Consider the following 15,555-nt stretch of genomic DNA (forward strand, 5'->3'; position numbering starts at 1 on the left):
CAAATTCAAACACATGAAAAATTTCAAAACAATCGCATTGGTATTAGTAGTAGTTTTATCTACTTTATCAGTAACAGCACAAACTAAAAAAGTTGATGCTACAAAAAGTTCTATCAACTGGACTGGAAAAAAAGTAACTGGACAACATGAAGGTACAATCAATCTTAAAGATGGTGCATTAGTTTTCAAAGGAAAAAAATTAGTTGGTGGTACATTCAATGTAGACATGAATTCAATTGTAGTTACTGACTTAAAAGCAGGTCAAGGTAAAGAAAAACTAGAAGGTCACTTGAAAGCTGATGACTTTTTTGGAACTGATAAATTTGCAACAGCAACTTTAGTTTTCAAAAAATTAGTTACTAAAGCTCCTAATGCATACACTGTAACTGGAGATTTAACAATTAAAGGGATAACTAAACCAGTTACTTTTGATTTAACTACAACTGCTAATACAGCTACAACTAATGTAAAAATTGACAGAACAAAATATGATATTAAATATGGTTCTGGAAGTTTCTTTGACAGCTTAGGAGACAAAGCGATCAATGATGATTTCAATTTAGCTGTAGACTTGAAATTCTAATTTCATCTCAGAAAAAATATCTTAAAACCCTAACAAGCAATTGTTGGGGTTTAATTAAAATCAAGCCCTTGTGTAAAACAAGGGCTTTTTTTATTTAAAAATCTAACCTAAAAAACAGAATGAATTTGGTTTAGAAATAATAGATTTTTAGATTTTAACTCTTGATTTAGCAGTGATATCAAAATTACATAATAGATTCTATAGTAACATATCGTTAATATTCAATGATTATTCAGTTAACACATACTGCCTATTTTTGAAAAATAAAGGATGCAACTTTATAATAAATACGATGTTTTTGTTAACCAAAAAACATAATGTAAATCCCAATAAACAAATATCCTTCAATATTTCATTGATAAAATTTAATTATGAAAAGAACATTACTTATTTCTATAATCTGTTTGCTAAATGGCATAACTATAAATGCCCAACAAATAAAAGGGATTATTGGGGACACCAATTGGATGGGAAACTGGACTAATTTTAGACCTACTGCCGCAGAATATCCAGAGACTACAAACATCTTGACCGGCATTATCGATAGTGACCTTACACTGTATAAAAAAAACACTTACCGATTAATTGGGGTTGTATACATAACAAACAATGCTGTATTAACCATTGAGCCCGGAACTGTTATACGTGGTGATGTAGAAACATGCGGCACACTGGTTATATCAAAAGGTTCAAAAATAATGGCCGAAGGTGAACAAACAGATCCCATTGTTTTTACTTCCAATAGAGAAATTTCAGCCAGAAAACCAGGAGATTGGGGTGGCATTATTATAATGGGGGAAGCTCCAATAAATAGAATTGGCGGAGTCGGATTTTTGGAATTTAATTTAGATCCAATGGTAAATCATTACGGTGGACAAAATCAGGACAGCAATTCCGGTATATTAAAATATGTACGCATCGAATTCTCAGGAAGAAAACTCAATGCTCTCAAAGAACTTAATGGGTTATCATTAGCAGGTGTTGGTCGAAAAACTAAATTTAATTTTATTCAAATCAGTTATTCTAATGATGATTCTTATGAATGTTATGGCGGAGATGTAAATTTTGATAATATCATTTCATTTAGGGCTACTGATGATGATTTTGATTTTACACAAGGCGCACAATGCAATATTAGCAATAGTCTCGCAATTCGTTATCCGTATTCATCCGATATTTCTGGTTCCAGATGTATTGAAATAGACTCTTTTGATAAAATTGAAAACACAGATGTAACTAAAAAACTAACCAAAATAACTGCTACAAATATTACTTTGACAAATTTAGAAGAAAACAATCAAGGCTTGGTTCGGGAAGCTATTTACATTAAAGATAAAAGTTATTTTAGTTTAAATAACAGTGTCGTTTCAGGATTTAAAAGCTGTATTTTATTAGAAGGTAAAATAGCTAATCTCTCAGCAAATTTGGCTAAAATTAATTTACAAACTGTACTCATTAATAACTGCGATGGAGGGATTCAAAGCGAAATACCTGCTTATGATGCCGAAATAAAAAATTGGTACAGCAATAAATCCTTTTCTATTGAATATTCTAAAACAAGTCATTTGGCACTATTTAAAGAGTCCAATCCTAAAAAAACGTTTGATTTTAGAACAAAAGCAGAACCCATACTAGTCAGTGATAATTAAAGTCTAACGTGCAATCAATTTTTGAATGGTCAAATTATCATAATTTCAATAATCCTGAGATGAAGCATCCCTTTTTTCAATAAGCTAAATATGATTTTTTTGGCGTTTGATTTTTCATAAATTACGACCTATAAATTTATTTAACAAAAAATCTTTAATTTTTAAGTTTTTTAACGCATTATATTTTTGAATAATCGAATTTCATTTCTACATTTGTTGCAACAAAATAAAACATGAAAACAATTTTAAACAATACTTGGTGGTGGAACAATTTACGTCAGTCGTCGTGAACAAAGCTTCCTATAGTATTATTAAACTATAAATATAAAAGGCTTGTCATCACGACAAGCCTTTTTTTTATGCTTCATTTATTCGCTATCCAATAATATTAAAAAATTATATTTTGAAACCATACTTACTAAATACAAATTACAAACAAATCCTTGCAGATACTATAACTCCTGTAAGTGTATATCTCAAAATTCGTGATAAATTTCCCAATAGTTTGTTACTGGAAAGTAGTGATTATCATGGAAATGACAACAGTTTTTCATACATCTGTTGCAACCCGATTGCTTCAATAAAAATAGAAAACGAAACCATTCATAAGACTTTTCCCGACGGCAGTTTTGAGAAAATTACAATTGATTCCACTACTGATATTCCAGCAGTAATTCAAGAATTTTCAGGTCAATTTAAATCCGAGAAAAACGATTTCAAATTCATCAATAATGGACTTTTTGGATATATTTCGTACGATGCCGTTCGTTATTTCGAAAAAGTGTCAATTGCCAAAAAAGAAAATAGCAATACCATTCCCGATGTGTATTATGCTGTGTACCAAAATATAATTGCCATCAATCATTTCAAAAATCAAGCGTATATTTTCTGTCACAGTTTGGATGGAAAAAATAACATTTCAGAAATCGAACAATTATTACAATCCCGAAATATTGCTTCTTATAAATTCTTTAAAGAAGGTGAAGGTTTCTCGAATCTAACTGACGAAGAATTCAAACATAATGTGGCTTTGGCCAAAAAGCATTGCTTTAGAGGTGATGTGTTCCAATTGGTTTTATCCAGAAGGTTTACCCAAGGCTTCAAAGGCGATGAATTTAATGTGTACAGAGCATTGAGAAGCATCAATCCATCTCCTTACCTATTCTTTTTTGATTACGGGGATTTTAAAATATTTGGTTCTTCACCCGAAGCCCAAATTATTGTCAAAAACCGTAAAGCCGAAATTCATCCTATTGCAGGGACTTTCAAACGAACAGGTGATGATGAAAAAGACGCCATTCTTGCCAAGCAATTATCTGAGGATAAGAAAGAAAATAGTGAGCATGTGATGTTAGTAGATTTAGCCAGAAATGATTTAAGCCGAAACGGTCATAATGTCAATGTAGAGAAATACAGAGAAGTGCAGTTTTTCTCGCATGTAATTCACTTGGTTTCAAAAGTTACCGGACATTTACATGAAAAAGCCTCTACGATGCAGGTTGTAGCCGATACTTTTCCAGCAGGAACATTGAGCGGTGCTCCAAAACACAGAGCGATGCAACTGATTGAAGAGTATGAAAAAACCAATAGAAATTTCTACGGAGGCGCGATTGGTTTTATGGATTTTGAAGGTAATTTTAATCACGCCATTATGATTCGGACTTTTCTGAGTAAAAATCATCAATTGCATTCCCAAGCGGGTGCCGGGATTGTTGCCAGTTCCGATGAAGAAAGCGAAATGCAGGAAGTTTACAATAAGTTGAGAGCACTGAATGCCGCTTTGGATTTAGCCGAAACAATATAAAATAATTTAAAGATTCAATAATTTAAGAATTTAAAGATTGCTGAAACACTAGAATTTTTCAATCTTTAAATCTTTCAATTTTTCAATAATAAAAATGAAAAAAATACTAGTCATAGACAATTACGATAGTTTCACTTATAATTTAGTGCATTATCTGGAAGATTTAGATTGCGAAGTAACCGTTTACAGAAACGATGAATTTGATATTGACGAGATAGCAATCTTCGACAAAATACTTCTTTCTCCTGGACCTGGAATTCCGGATGAAGCAGGATTACTGAAAGAGGTAATCCGAAAATACGGGCCTACCAAAAGTATTTTTGGAGTATGTCTGGGACAGCAAGCCATAGGAGAAGTATATGGAGGAACGCTTTCGAATTTAGACAAAGTGTATCATGGTGTTTCCACTATCGTAAAAACGGTTGTTGATGATGAACTTTTATTTGAAGGATTAGGAAACGAATTTGAAGTGGGACGCTATCATTCTTGGGTTGTAGATACTAATTTACCGGATGTTCTGGAAGCAACTTCATTCGATGAAAACGGACAAGTAATGTCATTGCGCCACAAAACATTTGATGTGCGCGGTGTACAATTTCATCCCGAAAGTGTGTTAACTCCAAACGGGAAAAAGATATTAGAAAACTGGGTAAAAAGTTAGTAATCCGCTTTTAGTATTAAATTACAGTGTTCCTTAAATCAATTAAAAAATAGAAATGACAATTATAATTTCCGAAACAAAAGATTTAAAAATTGAAGATGTAATAGCTCTTTATAAAGCAAACGAATGGAGTTCCGCTGACAAACCAGAACAATTGTTTAATGGTCTTTTGAATTCAGCTACTTTAATTACTGCTTGGGAAAATAAAAAATTAGTTGGACTGGGAAATGCTATTTCTGATGGATATTTAGTGGTTTATTACCCTCATCTGTTAGTTCATCCAGACTATCAAGGAAAAGGAATTGGCAAGATGATTTTTGATAAAATGCAAGAGAAATATAGTTGCTTTCACATGCAAATGCTAACCGCGGATGGAAAAGCGATAGATTTCTATAAAAAAAATGGTTTTGAACGCGCTGGACAAACAGAACCGATGTGGATTTACAAAGGAAATGAACATTAATTGTTGTAATTTCAAATGTCATACTGTCGAAAGACTTTAAGACCTTGAACTTTCAACTTTAAGACAAATAATAAAAATGAAAAACATATTAAACAGATTAATCAATCACGAAATGCTTTCGAAAGAAGAAGCAAAAAACGTGTTGGTTAATATCTCTAACGGAAATTATAACACCAGCCAAATTGCTTCTTTTCTGACCGTTTATATGATGCGAAGCATAAGCATCGAAGAACTTGCGGGCTTTCGTGAAGCGCTGTTGGAATTATGTATCCGTGTAGATTTATCGGCATACAATACCATCGATTTGTGCGGAACCGGCGGTGATGGAAAAGACACTTTCAATATTTCAACCTTGTCTTCTTTTGTGGCTGCAGGTGCAGGAATAAAAGTGGCGAAACATGGAAATTATGGTGTCTCATCGATTTCCGGATCTAGTAATGTCATGGAAAAAATGGGAATCAAGTTCAGTAATGATACTGATTTCTTGGAAAAATGCATGGACAAAGCCGGAATTTGTGTTTTGCACGCTCCTTTATTTCACCCTGCAATGAAAAATGTAGGACCCATTCGAAAAGAATTAGCTGTAAAAACGTTCTTCAATATGTTGGGACCAATGGTTAATCCTTCGTTTCCAAAAAATCAATTGGTAGGAGTCTTCAATTTAGAAATGGCTAGAATGTATGCGTATTTGTACCAAAACACAAATACTAATTTCACCATTTTGCATTCGCTTGACGGGTATGACGAAGTTTCCTTGACAGGACCTACAAAAACGATTACCAGTTCAATGGAAGGAATGCTAAATCCAGAAGATTTTGGTGTTCAACTTTTGCTGCAAAGCGAAATCGAAGGTGGGAAAACCATCGAAGAGTCCGCTCAAATGTTTACTGATATCATTTCCGGAAAAGGAAGCGAAGCCCAAAATAATGTGGTTTGTGCCAATGCAGCAATGGCAATTGCTACTGTTACAAAATGTTCTCCTTTAGAAGGATTTCAAATAGCAAAAGAAAGTTTATTATCTGGTAAAGGACTTGTAGCTTTGAAAACATTACAAGAATTGAGTAAATAAAATAGTTTAAAGTTTAAGGTTTAAAGTTCTGAAAATGAATAATTACAAATAATGAACAGCTTTAAACGTTAAACAAAGAAAACTTTAAACAAAGAATTAAGAATGAACATTTTAGATAAAATTATAGTTGACAAAAAAAGAGAAGTCATTCTCAAAAAATCAATCATTCCCGTTTCGCAATTGGAAGCCTCAGTTTTCTTTGGAAAAAAGACTATTTCTTTGAGTGATAATTTAAGAAATAGCACATCAGGAATTATTGCAGAACACAAACGCCGTTCGCCATCCAAAGCAGAAATAAATTATAGTTTTACGGTGGAAGAAGTGACAAAAGGCTATGAAAATGCTGGTGCTTGTGGAATTTCAGTATTGACGGATGGAAAATATTTTGGTGGTTCGTTAGACGATTTGCTTTTGGCAAGAGCCACAGTAAATATTCCATTATTGCGAAAAGAATTCATTGTTGATGAATACCAAATATTAGAAGCCAAAGCACATGGAGCCGATTTAATTTTGCTTATCGCAGCGGTTTTAACGAGAGACGAAATCAAATCATTATCTGAATTTGCTAAAAATCTTGGGTTAGAAGTTTTACTGGAAGTTCACAATCAGGAAGAATTGGAAAAATCGATTATGCCCACATTGGACATGATTGGTGTGAACAACAGAAACCTAAAAACATTCGAAGTGAGTTTGGATTTCAGCAAGCAATTGGCAGCGCAAATTCCGGATGACTTTGTAAAAGTTTCCGAAAGCGGAATTTCATCCATTGAAGCTATTAATGAATTAAAACCTTTTGGTTACAAAGGATTCTTAATTGGAGAAAACTTTATGAAAACGGATAATGCCGGTAAAGCAGCAACCGAATTTATATCAAAACTATAAAGATGAAACTCAAAATCTGTGGCATGAAATATCCCGATAATATTCTCGAAGTAGGTACGCTCCTACCCGATTATATGGGCTTTATATTCTGGGAGAAATCAGCTCGGTATTTTGACGGTGTGATTCCAGATTTACCAAAATCGATTAAAAAAGTGGGCGTTTTTGTAAATGCAACACAAGAAGAAATTCTTGAAAAAATAACAAAATACGATTTACAAGCCATTCAATTGCACGGACAAGAATCAGTTGTATTTTGTCAGGATTTGAGAGAGAATCTGAAACAAGCTCAGATTGAAATTATCAAAGTATTCTCTGTTGATGACACTTTTGATTTTGAAGTACTGAAACCGTTTGAAGCCGTTTGTGATTATTTTCTTTTTGATACCAAAGGAAAATTACCCGGCGGAAACGGAACCACATTCGACTGGAAAGTATTAGAAAAATATCCGTCGAGCAAACCGTTTTTCCTGAGTGGAGGAATCGGAATGGAGGAAATGGAAGCGGTGAAAGAAATTTTGAAAACAAATTTACCCCTTTATGCCATTGATGTAAACAGTAAATTTGAAATAGAACCAGGATTAAAAAACATAGAATTATGTAGAGACGCACTGCAGTGCGTCTCTGCATATAACAAAATAAAAAAATAAAATTATGTCATACAACGTTAACGAAAAAGGCTATTACGGAGAATTTGGAGGCGCCTACATTCCTGAAATGTTATATCCAAATGTGGAAGAATTACGTCAACAGTATTTAAAAATAACGGCCGAACCAGAATTTCAAGCTGAGTTTGGTGCATTGCTAAAAGATTATGTAGGTCGCCCAACACCTCTTTATTTTGCAAAACGCCTATCAGAACAATACAACACTAAAATCTATCTGAAAAGAGAAGATTTATGCCACACTGGTGCGCACAAAGTCAACAACACGATTGGGCAAATTTTATTAGCTAAACGTTTGGGTAAAAAACGAATCATTGCCGAAACCGGTGCCGGTCAACATGGCGTTGCTACAGCAACCGTTTGCGCGTTAATGGGACTGGAATGCATCGTGTATATGGGTGAAATCGACATCAAACGTCAGGCACCAAATGTAGCCCGTATGAAAATGTTGGGTGCCGAAGTTCGTCCGGCAATGTCAGGTTCAAAGACCTTAAAAGATGCCACAAACGAAGCCATTCGCGACTGGATCAACAATCCCGTTGATACCTATTACATCATTGGTTCTGTAGTTGGTCCACATCCTTATCCGGATATGGTGGCGCGTTTCCAAAGCGTTATTTCTAAGGAAATTAAAGAACAATTACTGGAAAAAGAAGGCCGTGAAAATCCTGATTATGTGATTGCTTGCGTGGGTGGTGGTAGCAATGCTGCTGGTGCGTATTATCATTTTTTGGATGAAAAAGACGTGAATATTATTGCCGTTGAAGCAGCCGGTTTAGGAGTCGATTCTGGCGAAAGTGCCGCAACTTCAGCATTAGGAAAAGTAGGTGTCATTCACGGCAGCAAAACCTTGTTGATGCAAACCACTGACGGTCAAATCACAGAACCTTATTCCATTTCGGCAGGATTGGATTATCCGGGTGTAGGCCCTATGCATGCTAATTTATTCGCTACTGGCAGAGCGCAATTCATTTCCATTACGGATGATCAAGCCATGCTATGGGGATTGAAATTATCTAAAATGGAAGGGCTTATTCCCGCTATCGAAAGTGCGCACGCCTTTGCCGTTCTGGACGAAATGAAATTCAAACCAGAGGATATTGTAGTCATCAATCTTTCCGGTCGCGGCGACAAAGATTTGAATACCTATATCGATTATTTTAAATTATAACAGAAGAATAATTTGGGCGTTACCCTCCCAAAAAAAGTCGGGTCGGGCTGTACACTATATCTTTTTTGTGGTAGAAAAAACCACAAAAAAGGATGCCGTTCCTATCCCTAACGCAAATAAATAACGAGAAAAAATAATATTATGGAAAATATATTCTCTTACGGAACATTACAGTCTAAAGAAATTCAAATGCAGGTTTTTAACAAGCTATTGACTGGAACACTAGACCAACTCAAAGGCTATAAACTAAAAGATCTAAAAATAGAAGAAGAATTTGGAATGGCAGATTATTTTGTAGCAACACCAAGCGAAAATCCTTCGGATGAAATAAATGGTATTGTTTTTACTGTTTCCAGTGAAGATCTGACTAAAGCAGATCAATTCGAATCTAATGCGTATAAAAGAGTTCAAATAACATTGAAATCTGGAATAGTTGCATGGATTTATCTGGAAAATTAATAATTGTAAATATAAATACATACACCTACAAGGTTTTGAAAACATTGCAGGACAAAAAATAAAACAATGAACAGAATAAATCAAAAATTACAAGAAGACAAAAAGATACTTTCCATCTATTTCTCTGCGGGATATCCTAACTTAAATGATACCGTACAAATCATTCAGGATTTAGAAAAAAGCGGTATTGATATGATAGAAATCGGATTGCCGTTCAGCGATCCATTGGCAGATGGACCAACGATACAAGCGAGTTCCACACAAGCGTTGCATAACGGAATGACCACACAAGTTTTGTTTGACCAATTAAAAGATATCCGCAAAACAGTTTCTATTCCTTTAGTGATTATGGGGTATTTCAACCCAATGTTGCAATACGGAATAGAGAATTTCTGCCAGAAATGTGCGGAGATTGGCATCGATGGATTAATCATTCCTGATCTTCCAGTTGATGTGTATGCCGATGAATACAAAGCTACTTTCGAAAAATATGGCTTGAAAAATATATTCTTGATTACGCCACAAACTTCTGACGAGCGCATCCGTTTTATTGACAGCGTATCTGATGGATTTATTTATATGGTAAGTTCCGCGAGTGTTACAGGTTCCCAAACTGGTTTTGGAAACGTTCAAGAAGAGTATTTCAAACGCATTACAGCAATGAATCTAAAAAATCCTCAAGTAATTGGTTTTGGAATCAACAATGCGGAAACCTTCAATCAAGCCACGCAATTTGCCAAAGGCGCGATTATAGGTAGTGCTTTCATCGCACATTTAACCGAAAACGGGACTGGAAAAATTGAAGAGTTTGTACAAGCGATTCGATAAATAACTTCTTTTTTATAATATTAAACGGCGTTTAAAGTTGATTTAAACGCCGTTTTTTTATGCCTCTATTTTATAAAATACTAAAATTATTTGTAAGTTTTTATTCCTACATTAGCAAAAGCAAAAAAGATGACGTTTATCAGACAAAGCCACCAAAATTTGGGGTGATAGGTCTGATTCTATCAGACTTATATACAAGTTACCTGATATGCTCCCAAAAAATGGAGAATAATAGAAACCAAAATCAAATATGGATAATAGAATACCTAAAGTAATTAAAGATTTTGTAACTCCTAAAAAAGTCGAAAATGATGAAATAGATGGATATTCATATTTATCTTTTGAAGACTGGATTAATGAAAAAGATTATTTAAAAAGTGATTGGATATTAATTGCAAAAATTGACGATTCTAAAAAAAATGAAGATTTAACTACCATTAGTTGTTTTGTATCTCCACCAGATGAAAAATCAAAAAAGATTTTATTTAAAAGAAATGATTGGGAAATAAATAGTGAATTTGGTATTCCATATATTGATGGAAACTTGAATAATGAATGGGATTTTGAGAAAAGCTTAAAATATAAAATAAAAGGTATTACTCTAAAACCATTTGTTATACGAAGAGATTTTCATTCATATATTCCAAGTAGGTTTGAATTAATTCAACATTTTTTACTCTATTATAAAGCTTTTTGGGTTGAAGAAAAACAAGAATTTCAAACTATTGAAGCAAATGGAGATGTTAATGCAATAGTAAAACATAATACCAAAAATGAAGATTTTGAAGAGATTTATGTTAACACAATATATTTAAGAAACTATTTAGCACTTACTAAATCTTATTTAATAAGATTTCACGACCACAGAAGAAAATTTGAAAAACAAATGCCCTTTGAAAGTAAAGATGCGTCTTTCAAAAACGATGACTGTTCATATAATATTGAAGTTTATAATGAAAGTTTTATGGAGGGGTTTAAAAGTTATTCAAGACTTTTGGGTAAAGACATCATAAAACCATTTGAAAAACCAACTTTGAACTTTACGTTTGAAAAACTTGAAACTGACTATGAGAATTTCATATATGATATAAGTGAAAATGGAAAGAATATTGAATTTTCTTGTAATAAAAAACTCTTGAGTAGTTATTTTAAAGATACAGGTGCTCCAAATTTTTTAACTCCAATATATTTTAATAAATCGGTATTATTGAAATATTATTCGGAACCAAAAAAATATACAGTGTCTTCACATCGTTTTACTTGTCTAAATCTTTGGGGGATCGATTTAGACATAACAGCGGAAAATTTAGTACAAGTTTGGCTAGGAGATTTGTCCAGTTTACCAAAAAACGAACAATTACATTGGAAGCAATATAATGTTCCCCCTAGAGGAAAAATATCAAATCATAGATTTGAAAGGGATTTTGAGGCGAAGTTTTCCTCTCCAACAGTCGAACAATCTCCAATTGCTTATCTTATGTTGGTTTATGATGAATTAAACTCTTCAATTAATTCAGAATTTTCAGCAAATTTATTTTTAGAACTTACAAAAAATGACTTACATTATTTAAAAATATTGAGAATTCCATTAACAGAAGAATGGAAAGAATTTGATGAGCAAATTCAAGTTCTAGCAAAAATATTTTGTGATTCACTAAACGTAAAATTATTAGAAAAAATATCTGATAAAAAAATAGACAATAAAGAAATTAAAGGTTCTATTTCATTACTTTATGTTACACTCGAAAAAATTGGAATTGAAAAAGAAGAAATAAATTTAACAATTGAAGCATTACAAGCAATTCAATCAATACGTTCAACAGGTTCTGCTCACAGAAAAGGAGAAAAGTTTGAACAGAGTTTAGAAAAATATAAACTCAATAATTTAAGTAACGAAAATAAAATAAAAGAACTTACTGTAAAATTGTATAATGGATTAAATGCAATAAATAAAAAACTAAATAGTAAACAAATAGATTAATAAATATAAGCACATCAGGTAACAGCCGTTTGGCGAGATTGGGGTTTTAGGCTGAATTTAAAGATGGTTTTGTATTTGGAAAATTGTGTTTAACCGAAAAATCTCGCATCTTTATTCCCCAACCACGCCAAGCGCCAGAACGTCAGGCTGTGAAAAAACCTCTTTTTTGCGTTAAAATCTTCAATTTTTCCTTTTCTACAATCCAAAAGAAAGCCTTTTAAGAAAGGTCTTTTTTAGGCTGCTAATTTTAAACTGGAAAAAAAGAACTCTAAATTCAGCTTTAAATAACTCGTTTTTAGCAAAAACAAGACTTTTGCCTTGTAGGGTGAGTTCCATTTTTTGAGTTTGGCAATCAAATCGGGAACGCCTAGGATATTGATACTGCGTTTGATGTTATACACCAGCATAATCAGGCTGTGTTCTCCGTTTACTTTTTCTAATCCCGTTAAGTTGGTATGGTTATAGCCCCATTGTCGTTTGATGGTGCCAAAAATATGTTCATTAATTTCTTGCCTCATGCGGTACAACTGCGCATTTGCATGGTAACGCTTGTTGTTTTCTTCTACGGCATCGGCATATTGGCTTCGGTCGATTTCTCTGCCTGCAGCTCTACTTGTACATAAATGCTTTACGGGACATTCTTTGCATTTTGGGGTTCGGTATTTTTTAAAATTATAACTGTCTTTATCTGTAGTTTTCTTATGCCAACTGCCTGTAGTTTTTAGTGTTTCGCCTTGTGGGCAAGTATAAGTATCGGTGTCGTGATCGTATTGAAATTGGGCTACCAAATAAGCCTTGGTCGTACCGTTTTCGTTACTTTTTCCTTGTTCAGGCTGTGCTACAATGGTAGTTATGTTGGCTTGTTTGCAGATTTCTATTTGTTTGCCATTATGGTAACCTTTATCGACCAATGCAGTATAGGTTTCGATACCCAGATTCTCTTTGGCTTCTATGGCAATAGCTGACAAAGCACTGCGATCATTCTTATTGATGGTGTGCGTGGCTACAACAAGATTATTTTTAGCATCGACTGCGGCTTGAACATTAAACGAAATTTCAACTACTTGTCCTTGAACTAGTAATGCTCTGGCATCACTGTCAGTTGTGCTTATTTGAGGCTCGCCACTTGCTTTTAGTTTTTCTTCCAGTTGCTCATAACGCAATTTGTTCCCTTTCAATCGGTCTAACTTTTGTTGGATATTTTGGATTATAGCTGGATTATCTTTGCCGTCATTTTCTTCCAAGGTATCCAAGTATTCTTGGGTCTTAGCTTCAATATAAGCTAAGTGTTTGTCTATTTTCTTTTGGTTAAAATTGGCTTTCTTACTATTGTGCGCGCGACTTTTGGTGCCATCAATAGCTATAGTTTCACCGCCTATTAAGTCAGAATCTTTTAAAAAGAGAACATAGAGTTTGAATAATTTTTTCAAAGCAATAGGATTGTCTTTTCTAAAATCTGAGATGCTGTGGTAATTGGGACGAATATCCTCTAAAAGCCATTGCATTTCGATGTTTCTCAAACATTCCTTTTCTAGATCACGGCCACTTCTGATTCCGTTGAGATAACCGTATAAATACATCTTTAGAAATACTTTACTATTGAAACTTGGGCGACCTTCGGTCTTGAGCGTTTTTACAGCAAAATCGAGTTTAGAGAGGTCAATATATTCGACAAAGGCATCTATAAATCGCACCTGATTATCGGGACTTATAGTGTCTTCTAAACTTGAAAAACGCATTTGTTGACGGGAAATACCTGTGATATGTTGCATTCTTAAAAATACGAAAAATCTTCTTTTTATACTAGTATTTTGTTATATTTGATGATAATACAACGGAGGTTTTTTCACAGACTGACGTTAGCCGAAATTACATGAAAATCGTCGTAAACATGAGGAAATACCTCTTTGCAATCTTACTAACATATTACTATAGCAGTTTCTCGCAAGTCAAGAAAGTGGTATACTACAATGAAAATCAAAAAGAAATTTCTGAAACCGATTTCTTCAAACAAAAAAACAATCAGCGAAATCTCGACATCTATTTCGAAAATGACAGCTTAGTTTCCAGCTTTTTAGTTACCAGAAAAAACCATGGACAACTTAACGATATCGAATTAAAAAGCCTGAACGACTATCTTTATCATAATTCAGAAGCAACTAATGAATTAACTATTCTAGTGTATTACCCAGGAAAAGATAGATGCAACGGAATGGAAAGAATTTCAACGTGGAATATTTTTGATGGCGATTATTTACGTAAACTCAAAAAAATCAATTCTTATGATCATTTTTGGATTTATAAAAGTGATGAGAATTTAAAATATTATCACCCGAAACAAGTTAAATGGCAAAGCGATCAAAATCAATTAGTAGAAAAAATGTTCTTTAAGTTCCACTATCCATGTTTTAGTTTTGTGATTTTAAATAAGAAGGGCAAATATCTTTCTTATTTTGGAGAGTTTAGCAAAAATACTGTGTGGGAATTATCAAAAGAATTTACGGAAATGAACCCGTAACTTCTGCTAACAGCAGCTAAGCCTAATTGCTTCATTTTCGTAGCCGGAACTTTTTCATCACGAAAAAATTCTATCTTAGCCGAAACGACTCAGTTCGTTTTGATCGCAACGCAGGCCTAACCGCAACCGTTAGCAACAAGCAAAAGAAACAGCGTGTATAATCGAGAATATAAGAATTTTAACGAACGTTAGGTAATTAATAAATTTTACTTATATTTGCACTATGAGACCACAGAAAATTTTAGATACAGATATGATAGCCGGACTTACCAAAGTTTTTAGAGATAAAGGCTATGAAGGAACGAGTTTAAATGATTTAGCAAAAGTAACTGGATTAAAAAAAGCAAGCCTCTATCATCGATTTCCAAATGGAAAACAAGAGATGGCAGAATCTGTATTAAGAGATATAGATCAGTGGGTTGATGATAATATTTTCTTTCCTCTATTGGACGAAAATAAATCAATAAAATTGAGATTAAAAGATGCTCTAAAAAATATTGAAATTCTTTATGATAGCGGAAAAGAAACGTGTGTTTTAAGAGCCTTTTCTATGCATAGCGGTTTATCGCTATTTGAGCAACAGGTGAAATCTGGTATGGATAAATGGATTACCGCTTTTAATGCATTAGGTATTGCCTTAAAATTAACTTCCACAGAATCTCAACAAAACGCTATTCAGACCTTAATAGAATTGCAAGGCAGTCTAATTGTAACAAAAGGGTTAGCTGATACAAGTATTTTTAAAAATACTTTAAAAAATATTGAAAAGCGATATTCAATAGAGTAAAAAAATTTGAATTAATAAATTAACAAACGTTCGGTAAA

General features: G+C 33.5%; 15 protein-coding genes. 14 read left to right on the forward strand and 1 reads right to left on the reverse strand.

Annotation, left to right across the window (positions count from 1 at the left end; all coding sequences use genetic code 11):
• The first annotated feature begins 13 nt into the window (after positions 1-13).
• The 12 genes from Q1W72_RS02665 (at position 14) to Q1W72_RS02720 (ending at position 12,212) form a co-directional block, all read left to right on the forward strand.
• Positions 14-583: a YceI family protein gene (locus Q1W72_RS02665; protein ID WP_302137238.1), complete on the forward strand. Its 570-nt coding sequence runs from the start codon at positions 14-16 to the stop codon at positions 581-583.
• A gap of 371 nt (positions 584-954) precedes the next feature.
• Positions 955-2,232 (forward strand): hypothetical protein, encoded by a 1,278-nt coding sequence (locus Q1W72_RS02670; RefSeq protein WP_302137240.1) that lies wholly within the window; start codon positions 955-957, stop codon positions 2,230-2,232.
• Positions 2,233-2,635: 403 nt separating this feature from the next.
• Positions 2,636-4,036, forward strand: coding sequence for an anthranilate synthase component I family protein (locus Q1W72_RS02675; protein WP_099715805.1), 1,401 nt, complete (start codon positions 2,636-2,638; stop codon positions 4,034-4,036).
• A 94-nt stretch (positions 4,037-4,130) separates the two neighbouring features.
• Positions 4,131-4,697, forward strand: a complete 567-nt coding sequence (locus Q1W72_RS02680) for an aminodeoxychorismate/anthranilate synthase component II (RefSeq protein WP_302137243.1) — start codon at positions 4,131-4,133, stop codon at positions 4,695-4,697.
• Between the two features lie 55 nt (positions 4,698-4,752).
• Positions 4,753-5,160 carry a GNAT family N-acetyltransferase gene (locus Q1W72_RS02685; RefSeq protein WP_302137245.1) on the forward strand — a complete coding sequence of 136 codons (408 nt, stop codon included), beginning with the start codon at positions 4,753-4,755 and terminating at the stop codon, positions 5,158-5,160.
• Positions 5,161-5,236: 76 nt separating this feature from the next.
• Positions 5,237-6,229, forward strand: a complete 993-nt coding sequence (trpD, locus tag Q1W72_RS02690; protein ID WP_302137247.1) for an anthranilate phosphoribosyltransferase — start codon at positions 5,237-5,239, stop codon at positions 6,227-6,229.
• Positions 6,230-6,331: 102 nt separating this feature from the next.
• Positions 6,332-7,111: an indole-3-glycerol phosphate synthase TrpC gene (gene trpC / locus Q1W72_RS02695; RefSeq protein WP_302137249.1), complete on the forward strand. Its 780-nt coding sequence runs from the start codon at positions 6,332-6,334 to the stop codon at positions 7,109-7,111.
• A gap of 2 nt (positions 7,112-7,113) precedes the next feature.
• Positions 7,114-7,758: a phosphoribosylanthranilate isomerase gene (locus tag Q1W72_RS02700; protein ID WP_302137251.1), complete on the forward strand. Its 645-nt coding sequence runs from the start codon at positions 7,114-7,116 to the stop codon at positions 7,756-7,758.
• A gap of 4 nt (positions 7,759-7,762) precedes the next feature.
• Complete coding sequence (trpB, locus tag Q1W72_RS02705) at positions 7,763-8,944, forward strand: tryptophan synthase subunit beta (protein WP_302137253.1); 1,182 nt, start codon at positions 7,763-7,765, stop codon at positions 8,942-8,944.
• A gap of 141 nt (positions 8,945-9,085) precedes the next feature.
• Entirely contained in the window at positions 9,086-9,403 is a 318-nt protein-coding gene (locus Q1W72_RS02710; RefSeq protein WP_099715811.1) for a gamma-glutamylcyclotransferase family protein, read from the forward strand.
• A 66-nt stretch (positions 9,404-9,469) separates the two neighbouring features.
• Entirely contained in the window at positions 9,470-10,231 is a 762-nt protein-coding gene (trpA, locus tag Q1W72_RS02715; protein ID WP_302137257.1) for a tryptophan synthase subunit alpha, read from the forward strand.
• Positions 10,232-10,481: 250 nt separating this feature from the next.
• The gene (locus Q1W72_RS02720) at positions 10,482-12,212 is read left to right on the forward strand and encodes a hypothetical protein (protein ID WP_302137259.1); all 1,731 of its coding nucleotides are present in this window, start codon (positions 10,482-10,484) and stop codon (positions 12,210-12,212) included.
• 233 nt (positions 12,213-12,445) lie between these two features.
• On the opposite strand, the gene Q1W72_RS02725 is transcribed toward Q1W72_RS02720, so the two are convergent.
• Positions 12,446-13,984, reverse strand: coding sequence for an IS1182 family transposase (locus Q1W72_RS02725; RefSeq protein ID WP_302135917.1), 1,539 nt, complete (start codon positions 13,982-13,984; stop codon positions 12,446-12,448).
• A gap of 101 nt (positions 13,985-14,085) precedes the next feature.
• Between Q1W72_RS02725 and Q1W72_RS02730 the strand changes: the two genes are divergently transcribed.
• A complete protein-coding gene (locus tag Q1W72_RS02730; protein WP_302137260.1) occupies positions 14,086-14,730 on the forward strand; it encodes a hypothetical protein in 645 nt (214 codons plus the stop codon).
• 223 nt (positions 14,731-14,953) lie between these two features.
• A complete protein-coding gene (locus tag Q1W72_RS02735; RefSeq protein WP_302137261.1) occupies positions 14,954-15,517 on the forward strand; it encodes a TetR/AcrR family transcriptional regulator in 564 nt (187 codons plus the stop codon).
• Positions 15,518-15,555 lie beyond the last annotated feature (38 nt).

Origin of the sequence: Flavobacterium sp. ZE23DGlu08, assembly GCF_030505335.1 — a bacterium.
In the GTDB taxonomy this organism is placed as follows: domain Bacteria; phylum Bacteroidota; class Bacteroidia; order Flavobacteriales; family Flavobacteriaceae; genus Flavobacterium; species Flavobacterium algoritolerans.

Excerpts from the sequence above, each read along its gene's own strand:
- Q1W72_RS02665 (WP_302137238.1), top strand. The coding sequence starts at position 14 with ATGAAAAATTTCAAAACAATCGCATTGGTATTAGTAGTAGTTTTATCT.
- Q1W72_RS02670 (WP_302137240.1), top strand. The coding sequence starts at position 955 with ATGAAAAGAACATTACTTATTTCTATAATCTGTTTGCTAAATGGCATA.
- Q1W72_RS02680 (WP_302137243.1), top strand. The coding sequence starts at position 4,131 with ATGAAAAAAATACTAGTCATAGACAATTACGATAGTTTCACTTATAAT.
- Q1W72_RS02685 (WP_302137245.1), top strand. The coding sequence starts at position 4,753 with ATGACAATTATAATTTCCGAAACAAAAGATTTAAAAATTGAAGATGTA.
- trpD (WP_302137247.1), top strand. The coding sequence starts at position 5,237 with ATGAAAAACATATTAAACAGATTAATCAATCACGAAATGCTTTCGAAA.
- trpC (WP_302137249.1), top strand. The coding sequence starts at position 6,332 with ATGAACATTTTAGATAAAATTATAGTTGACAAAAAAAGAGAAGTCATT.
- Q1W72_RS02700 (WP_302137251.1), top strand. The coding sequence starts at position 7,114 with ATGAAACTCAAAATCTGTGGCATGAAATATCCCGATAATATTCTCGAA.
- trpB (WP_302137253.1), top strand. The coding sequence starts at position 7,763 with ATGTCATACAACGTTAACGAAAAAGGCTATTACGGAGAATTTGGAGGC.
- Q1W72_RS02710 (WP_099715811.1), top strand. The coding sequence starts at position 9,086 with ATGGAAAATATATTCTCTTACGGAACATTACAGTCTAAAGAAATTCAA.
- trpA (WP_302137257.1), top strand. The coding sequence starts at position 9,470 with ATGAACAGAATAAATCAAAAATTACAAGAAGACAAAAAGATACTTTCC.
- Q1W72_RS02720 (WP_302137259.1), top strand. The coding sequence starts at position 10,482 with ATGGATAATAGAATACCTAAAGTAATTAAAGATTTTGTAACTCCTAAA.
- Q1W72_RS02725 (WP_302135917.1), bottom strand. The coding sequence starts at position 13,984 with ATGCAACATATCACAGGTATTTCCCGTCAACAAATGCGTTTTTCAAGT.
- Q1W72_RS02730 (WP_302137260.1), top strand. The coding sequence starts at position 14,086 with ATGAAAATCGTCGTAAACATGAGGAAATACCTCTTTGCAATCTTACTA.
- Q1W72_RS02735 (WP_302137261.1), top strand. The coding sequence starts at position 14,954 with ATGAGACCACAGAAAATTTTAGATACAGATATGATAGCCGGACTTACC.